Source organism: Roseateles sp. So40a (genome assembly GCF_048081605.1).
Taxonomy (GTDB): domain Bacteria; phylum Pseudomonadota; class Gammaproteobacteria; order Burkholderiales; family Burkholderiaceae_C; genus Roseateles.
This window is the reverse complement of the sequence record NZ_CP182288.1, coordinates 1368798-1383787: the sequence shown is the minus strand read 5'-3', so window position 1 is coordinate 1383787 and position 14990 is coordinate 1368798. Positions and strand designations below refer to the sequence as shown.

Here is a 14990-nt window from a genome sequence, read left to right as displayed (position 1 = left end):
AGCAAGGACTGGCCATGGCCATTGAAGCCAAAGTTGACGAGTCGTCGCAGCGCCATCCCCGGGTGCTGGTTCTCGCCTTCTACGTCAAGGATTACCCCGCTACGGTTGCACTCGAGTGCGGCGTAAAAGGTCTCATCTCAAGCTCTTGCAATGAACAAGACCTCCTGCGCGCGGTTCATCGAGTTTCACGAGACGAGGTTTTCCTCCCGCCGCGGATGTGGGAGCGACTATCCGAGAGTCGCATCTGGGAGTCGCTTTCCCCCAGAGAATCCGAGGTCCTGCAGCTCATCGCGAGCGGACTGAGCAACAAGGAAATCGCTCGAGCCCTCGACATTGGCGAACCCACGGTGAAGAGTCACATCACGACTTTGATGTGCAAGCTTGGCGTAAAGCGGCGCAGTGAAGCTGCAGCTTTGGCGCTGGAACTTGGCCTGGTTGAATCACACGAGCTCTCAATGTGACGGCTTGCCGGCCGCTCGCCGGATGGTCTGCCTCCATCCCTTTTGGCCCTCTTGCGGCGGAGCCAACTGGTTCGCTAAGCGGCGCTCAGGCTACTGAGCAAGAGCGCTCAACGTTGGATGCGACGTCGTCGCTTCTCTTCGTACACCATGCCGTCGGCTGCGTCGACGAGGTCGGCGAGTGGTCGGTCTCCCCTCGACACTGCATAGCCTGACGATGCGCCAACGCGGACGAAGTCATGTCCCACGGCAATGGGTTCAGAGATTGCGTCGGCGAGCCGCTCCAGCAACAAGTTGACGCTCATGTGGTCGTCCAGACCAGGAAGAACCAGGACAAATTCATCGCCTCCAACGCGAGCGACCAAGTCGTTCTCACGCAGTTGGTGCCTCAGGCGCCGGGCGACCTCCTTCAGCACCTCGTCGCCAGCGCTATGACCATACAGGTCATTGACCGGTTTGAAGTCGTCCAGGTCGAGCACAAGAAGGCTGAGCGGATTGCCCGATAGCTCGCGCATCCGACGCGTTAACGCTCGCCGATTCGAAAGCCCCGTAAGTGGGTCGGTGTCGGCACACTCAGCCAAGTGCTGAATGTCCATGTCGCCCAGACGGACGAGCCTCGTTGAGTAGCCGATGGTCCAGAGCATGAAGGCCACGAAGCATCCGCCCAGGCCGAACGCCCAGTTCTTCACCGCCGACAGCTGGCGCTGTTGTCGAGCCTGATGCTCGTTCAGCAAGGACCTTTCTGCGCCCTCCATCAAGTTGAGCGTTTGGCGCAGCCGAATGGAGCTGTCCAGGCTATCTTTCCGGCGTAGCTGCAGAAGCAGAGCCTCATCCCCATCTCGTTCGGCGATGACTCCTGATGCGAGGAACCACCCGGTCACTTCTTGAGTCTCGGCGGAGACCTCCGCGGCGCGAGCAGCCTGGCTTGCGTCCTTCGCAACGAGCGATGACAAGACGTCTGCGAGAACACGTGCTTCTGCAGCGGCGTCCTTCAACGATGCAAGGGTCGCGGACTGGGGCTTTAGGGCGTATCCGCGCAGTGCCACGCCGGCTCGAAGAAGCGTCGACCGGAGATGGCTGAGTTTTCCCAATACCTCGTGCGTGTGCTCGACTTGGTCTTCGGCCAAGTTGTAGCTTTGGATATTCAGCAACAGCGCTGCACCGGCTGCTAGGACTAGCACCAAGGCAAGGATTTGGGTGACTTGAAGAACGCGCGCTATGCGGCGCAATAGAGGGTTTGACAGGTCCGCCACGGAGCTCTTTTTTATTGATTTTCTGGCGAGCGCGAGGCGCGCCTGCGCCTGCTCGGATGAGACGTCCATCCAGCGCGCGCGAGTGTCGCTGGTCATGCACCTCCTGCGCGACACGGGATTCCATCTAATACCTTTGGCTGATGCGGTTCGCATTGTTTTCGGCAGGCTGGGCCAATGTCGCATCCACACGTTGAGCGCTTGGTGAAGCGTGCTGTCGAACTTCTCACCGTAACGGCGATGATGCTGCTGACGCCTTGGGGCGCTAACGCGCAAGCCAAGACTTGGGTGACCTGTTTGCCTGAAGCGGTGATGCCTCCCTATCTCACCAACGACGCTGCTCATCCTGGGCTTCTGGCTCGTCTGATGGTTGCCGCGGGGCGCGAAGTGGGCGTCGAAGTCCAGGTCCAGCATTTCCCTCTGCCCCGTTGCATGGCCCTTCTGGAGCGCAACCAAGTTGACGCCACGATTGGCGCCCCGACTGCCTCAGTCGGGCGGTTTGCCCATTTCCCGGCAGGAGCGGCGAAGGCCGATGAACGGATTGCACATGTGAAGGTGGTGCTGGTGGCCAGGGCTGGCGAGAAAGTTCATCTCCTTGGTCACGGCCTGCCACCAGACAAGGCTCCCGTCGTCGGTGTGCGTCGACGGACGTCCACTGTCTCAGAGCCACTTGCCGCGATGGGGTACCGCATCGACCAGAGCACGCTCAACCTTCGCCAGTCTCTAGGGATGCTCCGTCTCGGCCGCGTTGACCTCGTAGCGGCCATTCGTGAGGAGCTAGAAGCAGAAATTCGCTCATCTGGGATGGAAGGCTTGACCGTAGTCGGCCCCCCGGTCTTGGAAATCGACTACTTCGCCGGTGTGAGCGGGAAGCTTTGGGAGGCAGACGAGGAACTTGTTAAGCGGTGGTGGGCTGCGATGGGAAGGCTGCGAAAGCTACGGGAGTTCTCCCCGAGGTAGAGCGCCTTGCGCGACAACCTGAGTCGAAGTGGGCTCAACCGAGCCGCTCTTATGCGGCCCTGAACTCGCGGCCGAGCGCGGCAACTGCACTCTCGCCACCTGCGCACCAGTGGCTGGCTGGGGCTGCCTCAAGACCTCTCTCGCAGCCCCTACCCACAGGCAACCTACAGCCAAGTGCGCCAGGAAGAGCGCAATGCCCGACGCCCTCAAGGTACCAGCCCAGTTGCTAGTGTCTCGGCCGTAGCTCTGCCAACCTCCCAGCCGCCTCCTAGGGCTCTGTAGAGTGCGACCTCCGCTTGGAAAACACCAGCGCTTAAAGCCGCTACGTTCTGTTCGGCTAGGAAGAGATTCCGCTCAGCTAGCAATTGGTCCAGGAAGGACGCATATCCAGCCTGATATCGACGCGTCGCAATCCGGAGAGCGTCTTTGAGGGCCGCCTCCTCTGCTCTTGCGCTCAAAAGTTGAGCCTCAGTGTTCTCTAGACCGCCAAGCTGAGTCTCGACCTCAGAGAAAGCGGACATTACCGCGCGCTCGTAGACAAAAAGTGCACGCTCTCGATGCGTGTCAGCTATCGTCACCTGCGCGCGTAGGCGCCCACCGTTGAAGATGGGCGCAAGAACGCTACCGCCGAGACTCCAAACGGTGAATGGTCCGCTATGAAGAATGGTGCTACCTGCACGACCTAGAGTTCCGGTGATTCGCAGCGAAGGAAGCAACTGGGCACGTGCCGCGGCGAGCTGAGCATCCGAGGCCATCAAGTCGGCCTCGGCGGCGTAGATGTCAGGACGACGGCGCAGCAGCTCAGAAGGAAGTCCTCCAGGGGGAAGCTCTGGCTTCATGAGCAGGTCTTTTAAGACCCCTCGCCTGATGTCTCCCGGAGGACGCATCAAAAGGACGTTGAGGCTTGCCAGCAGCCGCTGCCTCGTCTGCGTGAGCGCTGGGATTGCTTGAGCAGTGTTGTGCAGCTCCGCCTCGGACTGCGCCCTTTCCAGCGCGCTCGATTGGCCACGTAACTCACGAGAGCGCATCAACGCCAAGCTTCGTTCCCTCGTGCCAAGAGTCTGGCGAGCGATGGCTAGCTGTGCATCGACACGGAGCAGCGAGAAGTACGTGTCGGCCAAGGTCGCCACAATGGACAGCGCAACTGCGTCGCGCTGTGCCGCGGCAGACAACGTAGCCGCCTTCGCGCCTTCAACGGTAGCATCGACGCGACCCCAGACATCAAGCTCGTAGCTTGCCTGAAACTGCGTTTGGTGTGATGTCGCCTCATACGGCAGTCCGTTGACTGGGCTGATGGTTCTCGCCCTTGCGCCCGTCGCCGCGAGGTCCAGAGTCGGAAGCTGAGATGCGCCTTGGATTGAGGCGACTGCTCGAGCTTCGCGAAGCCGAGACGCAGCAAGCCTGATGTCGACGTTCTTGGCGAGAGCTTCGGCAACCAAGCCGTTGAGCTGGGGGTCACCGAAGCGCATCCACCACTGGCTGTCCACGCTGGCTGAACCGGTCGCCCTGCTCCATTGGTCGGGTGGCGGGACCAGTGGTGGTTCAGGCGGGACGTACTTGGCGCACCCCGCGAGCACTGCAGCCGCGAATGCGAGAAGAATTCGGCTCTCGCTAGACACGCTTCTCGCCTCAGGCTGGCCGCAGTGCTTGGTAACCCCACGGAGCACCGATGCAGCCACCGTCAACGACGATTTCGGCGGCGGTCATACCCGAAGAAAGCGGGGACGCCAGGAACAGGATGGCCTTCGCGACCTCGTCCACCTCGTTGAAGCGGCCCACCAAGGTTCGAGCAGAGAAGAATCGCTCCGTCGCAACCGTGTCCGTGCCCGCCCGCTGACCGCGGCTCCAGATGGGCGATTCGGTGGCGCCTGGCACGATGGTGTTGACGCGGATTCCGCGCGGCGCGAGCTCTGAAGCCATCGCCTTTGCCATGGACGTCACGCCAGCCTTCGACGCTGCATAGGCAGAACTACCGGGTCCGCCGACTTCGCGCATCACCGAGCTGTTGAGGACCACCGACGCGCCCTCGTTCAGAAGAGGGAGTAGGGACTGCACCGTGAAGAACACAGCGGTCAGGTTGGTCCCGATGATGCGCTCGAAGGCCTCCCACTCGGTGCTACCCAGTGGCGTTCCACCGGAGATACCTGCGTTTGCGAAGAGGATGTCCACGGTTCCGAGCGATGATTTAACGCTTTCGGCCAGGTGGACGAGCGATTCCGCATCGGTGGTGTCGCACTCAACGGGGATGGCGCCGGCGCCCAGAGTCGCCGCGGCCTCGCCCAGCTTGGCCTTGTCGCGTCCGGTGATAACGACCCTCGCACCTGCTGCGACCAGTAGTTTGGCGGTCGCGTAGCCAATGCCGCTGTTCCCGCCTGTAATGACCGCGTGCTTGCCCGCAAGTTCCTTGATTTCCATGACGCATGTCCCGCAGGACCCTTGAGTGAACGATGGGTGCATGCTCCTCAAGGAGAACCGAAGTGGAATCGGGAATCGGTACCGAACATCGTTGAGTCCTAAGCAGCCCGGAAATACTGGGCAAAGGTGATACACGTACCGAGCGCCAACGACGCGAAGAGCGCACACGGGGCAATGCGCTGGCGGCTATCATCCCAAGCGACCTGGCTGGAAAGCACATGCGCTATTCGAAGGACCACAAAGACGAAACACGCGCTCAGATTCTGAGCGCCGCTGCGCGTCTATTTCGGACAGAAGGTATCGCCAGCGTCAGCGTCGCGGACGTCATGGCCGACGTCGGTCTGACCCATGGCGGCTTCTACCGCTACTTCCCCTCCAAAGAAGCCCTGGTCAAGGAATCGGTGGCATCAGCGGTTGCCGCTACCTCAGACTATTTGGCTTCTCAGAAGCAGGTGGGCGTGGGCGGTCTCGAAGGGTTGCTGAGGGCTTATCTACGAGATGCGCGCCGCGACTCGCCTCACAACGGCTGCGTTTTCTCCATCCTGACCGCGGAGATGGCGCGCCGACCAGCGGATTCCAAGGAAAGCTTCCTGGAAGGCTTGGACGTCTTCGTTGAACTAATTTTCGAAGAGCTCCCCGCGACGGTCCCGAAGGCTGAACGCTGGCGCCGAGCAACGGTGATTTTCGGGCTGATGGTGGGAGTGATGCAAATTGCCCGCCTCATGGGTGACGAGCCGGCGTCCGACGCCATCTTGGACGAAGGCGTTCGTTCCGCTCTCCAGCTGGCGGCGGGAGGTCCCGAGACCAAACCCACCTCCCGCCGTAAGTAACAAGCAGGAAACCTCAAGGTGTCACTTAGGTGACGTCGCAGCTTGCTTGTCTTGGTTGGCACGGTGAATGACGTACTCCCGGATAGCCGAGGCGTCTTCCTCCGTGAGCACCGGGTCAAACGCAGCCATGCCGATTTCCTTCATTGCGCCTCGAAGCACGACGTCGAACCACACTGGGTTGGAAAGAAAAGCCGAGGCGCGAAGGTCACGTACGGCCCCTCCTGAGACAGCGCCCGCGCCGTGGCAAACAACGCAGTAGCGGCCGAAGAGTTCACCGCCTCGGTTGATGACTTCGTGCGACGCTTGAGATGGCGGCGGGCTAAGTTCTAGGGCCAGGAGCGGGTCAGCGGGAGGCAGCTCTTGCTTAGCCCCAAGCTTGTAAACAAGGATGCGGCTGATGTTCCGGATGTTGCCGGACATCGCGGCACGCTTACCGCCAGTCATAGCGAACGAACCGCCCCACCCGACCACAACCGCCACGAACTGGTTTGCTCCAACCCGGTAAGTCACCGGTGCGGCCATCACCCCAGTTTGAGTAGGCGCCGCCCATAGCCGCTTTCCGTCGGTCGCGTTGTAGGCCACGAACTCGCCTGCGGCTGTTCCCTGAAAGACGAGGTTGCCCGCCGTGGTGAGAGTTCCTCCGTTCCATGGCCCAGCATAAGGAACGCGCCAAGCCTCCCTTTGCCGAACGGGGTCCCAGGCTAGGAGGTACCCCTTCACATCCGTTGCACTGGACTGTCCAGGTGCCGTACCGACGTTCCATCCCATGCTGGAAGGCTTGAAGTCCGGCTGAGGTGTGTACTTCGTGCCTACCTCCTGGGCAGGGATGTAGACCAGCCTCGCAGATGGGTTGAAGGACATCGGCTGCCAGTTATGCGCGCCCAACGGACCCGGCATCATGTCAACCGGACGACCTGTCTCGCCGAAGCGAATGTCCGGGTTCTCGATGGGTCGCCCTGTTTTCATATCGACCCCACGCGTCCAGGTCACTGGCACGAACGGCTTGGCGGAGACCAACTGGCCGTTGCGGCGGTCGATGACGTAGAAGATGCCATTCTTGGGCGCATGGAGAAGCACCTCGCGCATGCGTCCGTCAATCTTTAGGTCTGCGACGATGATGTGCTGGGCTGCGGTGTAGTCCCAACTCTCACCAGGCGTCTCTTGGTAGTGCCACACATATTCGCCCGTCGATGGCCGCAGAGCCACGATGGACGACAGGAACAAGTTATCTCCGCCGCCTGGGCTACGAATGGCTCGATTCCAAGGCGACCCGTTTCCCACCCCGATGTAGAGCAGGTCGAGCTTGGGGTCGTAGGCCATAGAGTCCCAGACCGTTCCACCGCCTCCAAGCTTCCACCACTCACCGGTCCAAGTCTCGGCCGCCCGCTTCATCGCCGCATTTTCAAAGCCTTGAGCGGGGTTGCCCGGTACGGTGTAGAAGCGCCAGCGCATCTCACCAGTGGCAGCGTCGTAAGCGCTGATGTAGCCCCGAACCCCCAACTCCCCGCCGCCGTTCCCGATGAGCACGAGCCCCTTCACCACGCGCGGGGCGCCGGTGATGGTGTACGGCTTGGACTGGTCGACGGTCACGGTGGACCAGACCTGCTTTCCCGACTTGGCGTCGACCGCAATCAGCCGGCCGTCCAGCGTGCCCACGAAGACCTTGCCGCCCCAAGCCGCTACACCTCGGTTGACTGCGTCGCAGCATCCCTTCACGAGCGTGTCGCGCGGAACCTGCGGGTCGAAATCCCAGAGCTGTTTGCCGGTCCCTGCGTCATATGCCTGGACCATGCTCCAGGCCGTGGAGACGTACATCACACCATCAATAACGAGCGGAGTCGCTTCCTGACCCTTGTTCGTATTCAGGTCGACCGACCATGCCAGCCCTAGCCTCGAGACGTTTCCCACGTCCACTTGCTTGAGGGGGCTAAATCGTTGCTCACTGTAGGTTCGGCCGTGCGACATCCAGTTGCCCGGCTCGGTGTCTGCCGCAACCAACCGCTTTTCATCGACAGCCGCTGGGGCGTCGGCTGCGCACACATCAACAACGGCTGACGCGCAGAGAACCAGCAGACCCGCGACGGAAGCCAACAACAGCCGGGGACTCACTTGGCCCCCTCCAGAATCCAGACGGCAAGCGCCTTGAGGTCCGCCTCCGGAACTTGCGCCTGCGGTGGCATCGCCATTGGCCCCCACTTGCCTGAACTGCCCTTTTTGATGGAAGCCGCCAGTTGGTCCGCAGAAACCTTCCCGTCACTGTACTTTGATGAAATCTCTCGCCAGGCCGGACCCACCACCTTTTTGTCCGCCTGGTGGCAAGCGGCGCAGGCGTACTTCTTCGCGAGGGCTTCGCTTGCACTGGCTTCACCGGAAGTCGCCAACAGCAGCACTACCGCGGCGCTCGCTGCGAGCGAACCGACCTTGATACGAAAGAGGTTGGCGAAGACGAACATTTGAGTCATGGCTGGCTCCTTGTGAAGAGCCCATGCTCGCCCGCCAAGATTGGACCTGCATCTGACTGCGGCAGGCTGGCGGCATTGAACTTTGGTTCTATTCGCCGCTTCACCTCTCTCCGCGATGACGGCTGCGAGCCTCCGCAAGCAACTTTCCAGCGGCGTTGACATCCGCGGTGTCAAAGCCTTCCGTGTACTCGTCCGTAAGCCGACCCAGAAGCACACGGGCGTCTTCGAACTGCCCGCGTAGCAACCAAAGCCTTGCGAGGCTGGTCGCCGCCCTCAACCTCCAGCTCCGAGCACCCTGAAGGCGTGCGCGGTTCATGGCATGCAAGAACGCGTACTCCGCCTCGTCGAAGCCCTCCGCACCCAATCGAGCGACAGTGATTTCACCATGGGCTCGGATGATTTCGCACGACGCCCATCCACTTCCGGGAGTCCTGCTGCGCGCCAATAGCTCTTCTGTGATGAGATGCGGATGAAGGGTGGCAAGAATCTCCTGCATCGGAATGCTGTCGGTCAGCGGCGCCCGTTCCTGCCCCCACCCAAGGGCTGAATGCGACGAGCTGTCCACGGCAGCTCGATATGCAGCGCCGGTAGAGCACCAGAGCGTCCCAAGCACCGGTTTTTCGCTCAGCTGCTCGACGAACGCGCGCGCCTCGCCGTAGTTCCCATTCCACCAGGCTATTGGAATCGCCGCGAGCGTGAGAGCGCAACAATGCGCGAGGTCGTGCTTGGACCTCTCACCCAGTTCGAGCGCTCTGCCAGCCTCTTCGCGCGCTCGTTCAGGGAAGCCCTGCAACCACGAAATCCTCGCAACGGTTGCCAGGGTGGCGGCCTGCAGTTCAAGTGAGAATGCCGTGGGTCGGGCTCGGCGTTCGGACACCGCGGCACTGAGGAACTGCTGAGCCCGCTTGCTGGCATCGTTGTGCCGACCCAGCAGATGTAGGGCGACAGAAGCCATCCCGTGGTGGCTGTCGCACGTACGCTCTGGCGGCAACAGCAGTTCAACGTCTTGGAACTGCTCACTCAGACCAAAGGCTGCCTCATAGTTGCCGAGGCTGAGAGCCGCCGTCCATCGCTTTCGCAGCTGTTCTCGCATTCTCTCCAGCGCATCCGATGGCTCGCGAAGATGTTCAGCGACTTCGAGCTCAGTGACCCCCCGCACTGCGGCCGACTCACTTTTTCCCTTGCCATTTCCGTTCTGCATGGTCTTCAGAAGCGTTCATTCGCCGGCCAACATGAGCTAGCTCACCTACTAGTCAGCCTTCCGCAACCGACTTACATCAACGCTTTCTGGCGCCCGACGTCCGCAGCGCGTGGAACATTCAGAATTGGCATGCGGTCCACCACGAGGCCGCGGTTGGCCGCGATGCGCGCCGCCTGTGTTCGGCTGTTTGCGCTGAGCTTTTCCATCACGGATTTGACATGCGCCTTGACTGTTCCGATGGCGATGTCGAGCTGCTGCGCGATGTGCTTGTTGCACGCGCCATCAGAAAGAAGCTGCAGGACTTCGCTTTCGCGCGGCGTTAGGGATTCGCGCGTGAAGCTCTCCGCGATGCGCCTGGCGACCGTTGCGCTGAGATAGCTCTGACCACGGTTGACAGCGCGAATCGCATCGGAGAGTTCATTCAACTCCGAGCCCAGAAGGACGTAGCCGGTCACACCGCGTTGCAGGGCCCCGCGGATTTCGCGCTCCTTCTCGTCAGTCGCGACAACGAGTATGCGGCTCGGCGGGCCGCCGTCGGCTCTCAGGCGCTTGCTGGGACGCAGTTCCTCGCTGTAACCGGTCACGACGACGTCAGCGAACTCGCCGGCCCATCGGAGCGCATCGTCGGTCCGGGACTGAACGTCGAAGTCAAAAACCCGGTCCAACGCAGCTTTGAGTCCAAGTGCGATGACGGGATGGGTTGGGTAGTCGATGAACACCCTGACCGAAGATGCTGCAAGCTTGCTCATGGTCCGCTCCTGCTCCTGAAAGGGCCGAAGCGTTTTTGGACCTCGGCGTTATCTGTCGTTCTGTACTTTCATCCTGCTAGAGCCGAGAGCGGTTCTCAAATTAAAGCTTGCCAAATCTTGAGCGGCGGGCCGTTTAGCCACCTCGCAGGAGCAGCGCCGAGGCCACCGCCCGTCGGAAGTAGTCCTCAGCCTCCGCGATGGACATCGGAGCGGCAAGCGTCGCGCCAAGCTTCTCCATGGAGCGTCGAAACTCGTCCGATGCAAGAGCCGCCCGTACTCCCGCGTTGCACCGTTCAGCAAAGGACGCTGGGGCAGTTCGAGACACCAGCAATCCAGACCAGGTCTCGTAGCTGAAGTCTCCGATGCTGAAGAGCTCGCCGACGGTTGGCACGTCAAGAAACTGTGAAGACCTCGCTGGCGAGCAGAGTCCGACCAACCGAATTCGGCCAGCATCGAGATGGAGTTGCAGACCTGCGGAAGGCAGAAACGCCACGTCGATATGGCCACCTGCCAAATCCTGAACCACTGGAGCGATTCCCTTGTACGGCACGTGGGTCAGTCGCGCACCTGTACGGCGAGCAAACTCCGAGGCGAGCAGATGTGAGTTGGAGTCGACCCCGTAGTTTCCGCAGGTGAGCTCACCACGGGCCCGCAACATGCGAACCACTCGGGTCACATCACCTGCCCCAACAAGCGCCATCGGCCCACTGCCAATGACGCCTGTCAGCTTCACGGCGCCAGTGATGCTTCGCGCCGAGGGGTTCGCCAGCGGCGCCAAGATGGCGTCACTGTCTGACCCAAGCGACGCGGCGTCCACGCGCTCAGCCATCGTAAGCATCTGGTGATGTCCTATTACGCCGGCGGCTCCCGGAACGTTCTCGACCAACAGTTGCTCCGCGAGCGCGTGCTCCAGATATGGCGCAAGCATCCGTCCCGTTACATCCATGATGCCTCCCGTCGTGTAAGGAACGACGAAATGACATGCTCTGGGAGAGGCAAAACTCTCCCGTAAGGGGTGGATTGAGCCTATCCCGATGGAGAGGAGCATCTTCCTTCTGCTGATGGGCATGCGTATCCTTGGCCTAGGGGGTATTGCCTGTCTCAGGTCTTATGGGATGATAGGTGACATGCAATAACGCATGCAACGATGGTGAGAGGCCCGGACCGGGAGAAAGTGGTGCATCAGACTAAGCCCTCTCAGCTAGGTTTTGGCCGCTTTCGCTTGATTCCCGAGCAGCGTCTGCTGCTGCGCGACGGAGTTCCTGTCAACATCGGTTCACGGGCGATGAGCATCCTCATCGCGCTGGTCTCCAACCCGGGGAACGTCATTTCGTCTGCGGCGCTGATGAAGGCAGTTTGGCCGGACACGGTTGTTGAAGAAAACAACCTTCGAGTACAGATGACCGCCCTGCGCCGGGCGCTTGAAGAAGACGCGACGCACCGATACATCCAGACCATCCCGCTGCAGGGCTACGTCTTCGTTGCGCCCCTCGGCGGCGACTTCGACGCCGGAGTCGACACATCGCCCTCATCCGGCGAGGTCCTCGGGATGGTCGGCCTCGCGTCGCTACGCCAGGGCGGCGCTCCACTCCCGCACCGCATCACGCAACTCGTCGGAAGGTCGTCCAACGTCGCGATGCTCCAAGACGCATTGCCGGAGCGCCGCCTGGTCACGCTCGTAGGTCCAGCGGGCATCGGGAAGACATCGATTGCCGTGGTGGCAGCCGCGCAGTTGGCTCTCGGCTTCCATGACGGCGTCAGATTCGCAGACTTGGCTCCGCTGTCCGACCCATGCCATCTACATAGCGCGGTCGCTGCAGCACTAGGGATTCGAGTTCTGTCTGACAACCCTCGTGAAGCCATCATGGCTGGGTTGCAGGACAGAAATCTACTCCTTGTCTTGGACAACTGCGAGCACGTCATCGAGGCCGTATCGGCCCTAGCTGAAGAGGTTTTGACGCACGCTCCAGGCGTCCAAATCATCGCGACTAGTCGCGAGGCTCTCCGGGCCAGCGGTGAGTGGGTTCATCGTGTCTCGCCCCTTCCAGCACCTGAGCCAGGCGAGAAACTTACGCTTGAGGAAGCAAGGCTCTATCCCGCGGTGCAGCTATTCCTCGAACGAGTTCGCCAGTCGGCCGACGATGCAAGCTTCTCTGATGCGGATGTGGAAACGCTGGCCTGGATTTGTCGTGAGCTGGACGGGGTTCCACTGGCCATAGAACTCATCGCGGCTCGCTTCTCCATGTTGGGACTTCCAGGGCTGGTGGCTCGTATGAGTGACCGACTGGAATCGCTTGGACAAGGCCGTCGCTCGGCTCATCCAAGACACCGCACCTTGCGAGCCGCGCTGGATTGGAGCTATGACCTCCTGACTTTGGAGGAGCAACGGCTACTCCGAGCCCTTTCCATCTTCCGCGGAAACTTCTCTCTCGAGGCGGTCTGCGCGGTCGGCGTAGCGTGCGGTGAGCATCGAGTGCCAGAGCTTCTGTCTGAACTGCTAGCGAAGTCGCTTGTCTCAGTCGACCATCGCAACGAAGCGGCACCGTACCGCCTCCTTGCAACGACGCGAGCCTACGGTCAAGAGCGGCTCATCGGAGAAGGCGAGCAGGAGGCAATTTCAGAACTACATCTGAAGTGGCTGCGTGACACCTTGTGCGCGGCGGAGAAGACGCTCCCGCGCGTTCATCCAACCATTTGGCGCCAGCGCAACGGTGGCCGCATAGACGACGTTCGCGCCGCAATCAAATGGGCCAGAGACCGGGAGTCATTGAGGCTGCATCTGGTCGAGCTGGTCGCCTACTCGGCGCCCCTTTGGTTCCACCTCGGCCTTCTCAGTGAAGCACTTGGCGCCTTGCGATGGGCGGCTCGACATCAAACAGCAGCCAGCGTCGCTGTGGACGTAGAACTGCGAACTGCCCTCGCGTATTCCCATGTCGCAACGATTCTCGAAGGCCCATCTCTGGAGTTCGACGAGTGTCTGCAGAGGGCGCACTTGCTTGCTGAACAGCCTGGCAGCCCGATTCTCCGCATGCAGAGCTCCTGGATGCACTTCATCCGCGACATCATCATCGGCGACTACGCTTCGTCACTGCGCTTTTGCGAGGAGTTCCGAGCCCGCGCAGAGCGCGCGTCCGACCGGGAGGCGGTCTTCGTCTACCACCGCATGAGGTCACTATCCTGCCACTTGCTGGGCCGGCAGCCCGAAGCCCTGGGCGAAGCGCGCAAGGCGTTGGCTCCGATGGCCGGCGTAGAAATGCGACTTCTTCATGGCGACCCGCAGCAATCGGACCACCGAAGCGCGAGCCTGACCCACTTGTCGCGAATCCTGTTCTTGAGCGGAAAGACGCGGATGGCGCTTGAGGCTGCGGCGGAGGCTTACCAGGAGTCCATGGAGGCCGACCGAAAGCAGTCGCCTGTCTACGCTCTCTCCTACGGCGTGTGCGCAGTGATGCTTTGGGCGGGGAAGCTGGAAATGGCTGAGCATTACACCTCCCTGCTTCGCGACGCCACGACGCGCAATGCCATGCCGTTCTGGTCACTTTGGCCTACCCTCTACGAATTCGCGCTACGAAAGCTCCGTCTGAAGGAGGCCGTCACCGACGCAGAGGTCGCAGAGTTTGGATTCAACGCGAGCCACAAAGACATGTTGGCGACATTGGGCGTTGGGTATTGCTCTCCCGAGGTGGTAGCTCGCACTGAGGGAGGAAAGTGTGAGTGGGCCCGACCCGAAGTGCTTCGCGTTGCAGCGCTTCGAAATGCCGCGAGCGGCTCATCTAAGGCGACCGTTTCCGAGCAGCTGCATCAAGCGATAGACCTAGCGCGGATTCAGGGAGCGCACGGATGGCAACTGCGCGCTGCGCTGTCCTTGGCCGCCTTGGAAGAATGTGCTTCCCCGCAGAACTCTGCGCTCGGGCAAGTAGTCGAAGCTTTCAATCTCACGGAGTCGGACGCTCTCTCTTCGGAGGAGCAACGAGCAAGTCGCTTCCTGGCAGGCGACCCGCTTTGGAAAGAGTATCCGGTCGGTCCAGCACCGCTTGTCGGCTAAACGAGTTCAGCAGACAGAGAGATTTCGGTGTTCAGCGCCTTGGAGACCGGGCAACCGACCTTCGCCATGTTCGCCAGCTCGATGAATTTCGCGTTATCGATTCCGGGCACCTCGCCACGGAGCGTGAGATGGATGCTCGTGATGGCGAAGCCATCCCCAACCTTCTCCAACGCAACATCGGCAGATGTCTTTAGCGAGGTTGGCTTCAGCCCCGCCTCCGTGAGGATGAGCGAGAGTGCCATCGTGAAACAGGCTGCATGGGCTGCGCCCAGTAGTTCCTCAGGGTTGGTTCCCGGACCGCCCTCAAATCGGCTGCCGAAGCCGTACGGCACCCCGGCCAAAGCACCGCTCTTCGTCGAAACGCTTCCAGCGCCGTCCTTGATGCCACCGGACCAACCGACCGACCCTGTCTTGACAATCTTCATCGCGCTCTCCTCTGTAGTGAAGTACCACGTACGAAATGGCTCTACAGGGTCCTCCCATCACGAGAAGCTCACATCACACTTTCCGGTGTATTTCATCCTAGTCAAAAGTTATAGGTCCAGTTTTCTTCGCACAGATTGACGAGTTCACCATAGAACCAAAGTTCTACCCCTGCCATGGTCCCCAGCCTCTCGTAC

General features: G+C 61.1%; 13 protein-coding genes. 4 read left to right on the top strand and 9 right to left on the bottom strand.

The features are described from left to right. Window positions 1-14 precede the first annotated feature (14 nt). Window positions 15-461 carry a response regulator transcription factor gene (locus tag ACNI65_RS06450; RefSeq protein WP_416761889.1) on the top strand — a complete coding sequence of 149 codons (447 nt, stop codon included), beginning with the start codon at window positions 15-17 and terminating at the stop codon, window positions 459-461. Between the two features lie 107 nt (window positions 462-568). Here ACNI65_RS06450 and ACNI65_RS06445 read toward each other — a convergent pair whose 3' ends face one another. Then, window positions 569-1807, bottom strand: a complete 1239-nt coding sequence (locus ACNI65_RS06445) for a diguanylate cyclase domain-containing protein (protein ID WP_416761888.1) — start codon at window positions 1805-1807, stop codon at window positions 569-571. A 78-nt stretch (window positions 1808-1885) separates the two neighbouring features. Here ACNI65_RS06445 and ACNI65_RS06440 point away from each other — a divergent pair, with 78 nt between their 5' ends. Then, entirely contained in the window at window positions 1886-2668 is a 783-nt protein-coding gene (locus tag ACNI65_RS06440) for a substrate-binding periplasmic protein (protein WP_416761886.1), read from the top strand. A gap of 206 nt (window positions 2669-2874) precedes the next feature. Here the strand turns inward: ACNI65_RS06440 and ACNI65_RS06435 are convergent, their stop codons facing one another. Further along, a complete protein-coding gene (locus tag ACNI65_RS06435) occupies window positions 2875-4287 on the bottom strand; it encodes an efflux transporter outer membrane subunit (RefSeq protein WP_416761885.1) in 1413 nt (470 codons plus the stop codon). A gap of 10 nt (window positions 4288-4297) precedes the next feature. Beyond that, the gene (locus tag ACNI65_RS06430) at window positions 4298-5083 is read right to left on the bottom strand and encodes an SDR family NAD(P)-dependent oxidoreductase (RefSeq protein ID WP_416761884.1); all 786 of its coding nucleotides are present in this window, start codon (window positions 5081-5083) and stop codon (window positions 4298-4300) included. A gap of 218 nt (window positions 5084-5301) precedes the next feature. Between ACNI65_RS06430 and ACNI65_RS06425 the strand changes: the two genes are divergently transcribed. Continuing rightward, window positions 5302-5913 (top strand): TetR/AcrR family transcriptional regulator, encoded by a 612-nt coding sequence (locus ACNI65_RS06425; RefSeq protein ID WP_416761883.1) that lies wholly within the window; start codon window positions 5302-5304, stop codon window positions 5911-5913. A 21-nt stretch (window positions 5914-5934) separates the two neighbouring features. Here ACNI65_RS06425 and ACNI65_RS06420 read toward each other — a convergent pair whose 3' ends face one another. The 5 genes from ACNI65_RS06420 to ACNI65_RS06400 all read right to left on the bottom strand — a co-directional run bounded on the left by ACNI65_RS06420 (window position 5935) and on the right by ACNI65_RS06400 (window position 11373). After that, on the bottom strand, window positions 5935-8007 hold the full coding sequence (locus ACNI65_RS06420; RefSeq protein WP_416761882.1) for a PQQ-dependent dehydrogenase, methanol/ethanol family: 2073 nt from the start codon (window positions 8005-8007) through the stop codon (window positions 5935-5937). Between the two features lie 11 nt (window positions 8008-8018). Continuing rightward, entirely contained in the window at window positions 8019-8375 is a 357-nt protein-coding gene (locus tag ACNI65_RS06415) for a c-type cytochrome (protein ID WP_416761881.1), read from the bottom strand. A gap of 100 nt (window positions 8376-8475) precedes the next feature. Continuing rightward, window positions 8476-9576: a hypothetical protein gene (locus ACNI65_RS06410; RefSeq protein WP_416761880.1), complete on the bottom strand. Its 1101-nt coding sequence runs from the start codon at window positions 9574-9576 to the stop codon at window positions 8476-8478. A gap of 71 nt (window positions 9577-9647) precedes the next feature. Beyond that, entirely contained in the window at window positions 9648-10325 is a 678-nt protein-coding gene (locus tag ACNI65_RS06405; protein WP_416761879.1) for a LuxR C-terminal-related transcriptional regulator, read from the bottom strand. 133 nt (window positions 10326-10458) lie between these two features. Next, window positions 10459-11373 (bottom strand): tripartite tricarboxylate transporter substrate binding protein, encoded by a 915-nt coding sequence (locus ACNI65_RS06400; RefSeq protein WP_416761878.1) that lies wholly within the window; start codon window positions 11371-11373, stop codon window positions 10459-10461. Window positions 11374-11502: 129 nt separating this feature from the next. Between ACNI65_RS06400 and ACNI65_RS06395 the strand changes: the two genes are divergently transcribed. Beyond that, complete coding sequence (locus ACNI65_RS06395; protein ID WP_416761877.1) at window positions 11503-14370, top strand: winged helix-turn-helix domain-containing protein; 2868 nt, start codon at window positions 11503-11505, stop codon at window positions 14368-14370. Here the strand turns inward: ACNI65_RS06395 and ACNI65_RS06390 are convergent. Continuing rightward, complete coding sequence (locus tag ACNI65_RS06390; protein WP_416761876.1) at window positions 14367-14795, bottom strand: OsmC family protein; 429 nt, start codon at window positions 14793-14795, stop codon at window positions 14367-14369. The two genes, ACNI65_RS06395 and ACNI65_RS06390, sit on opposite strands and share 4 nt — an antisense overlap. Window positions 14796-14990 lie beyond the last annotated feature (195 nt).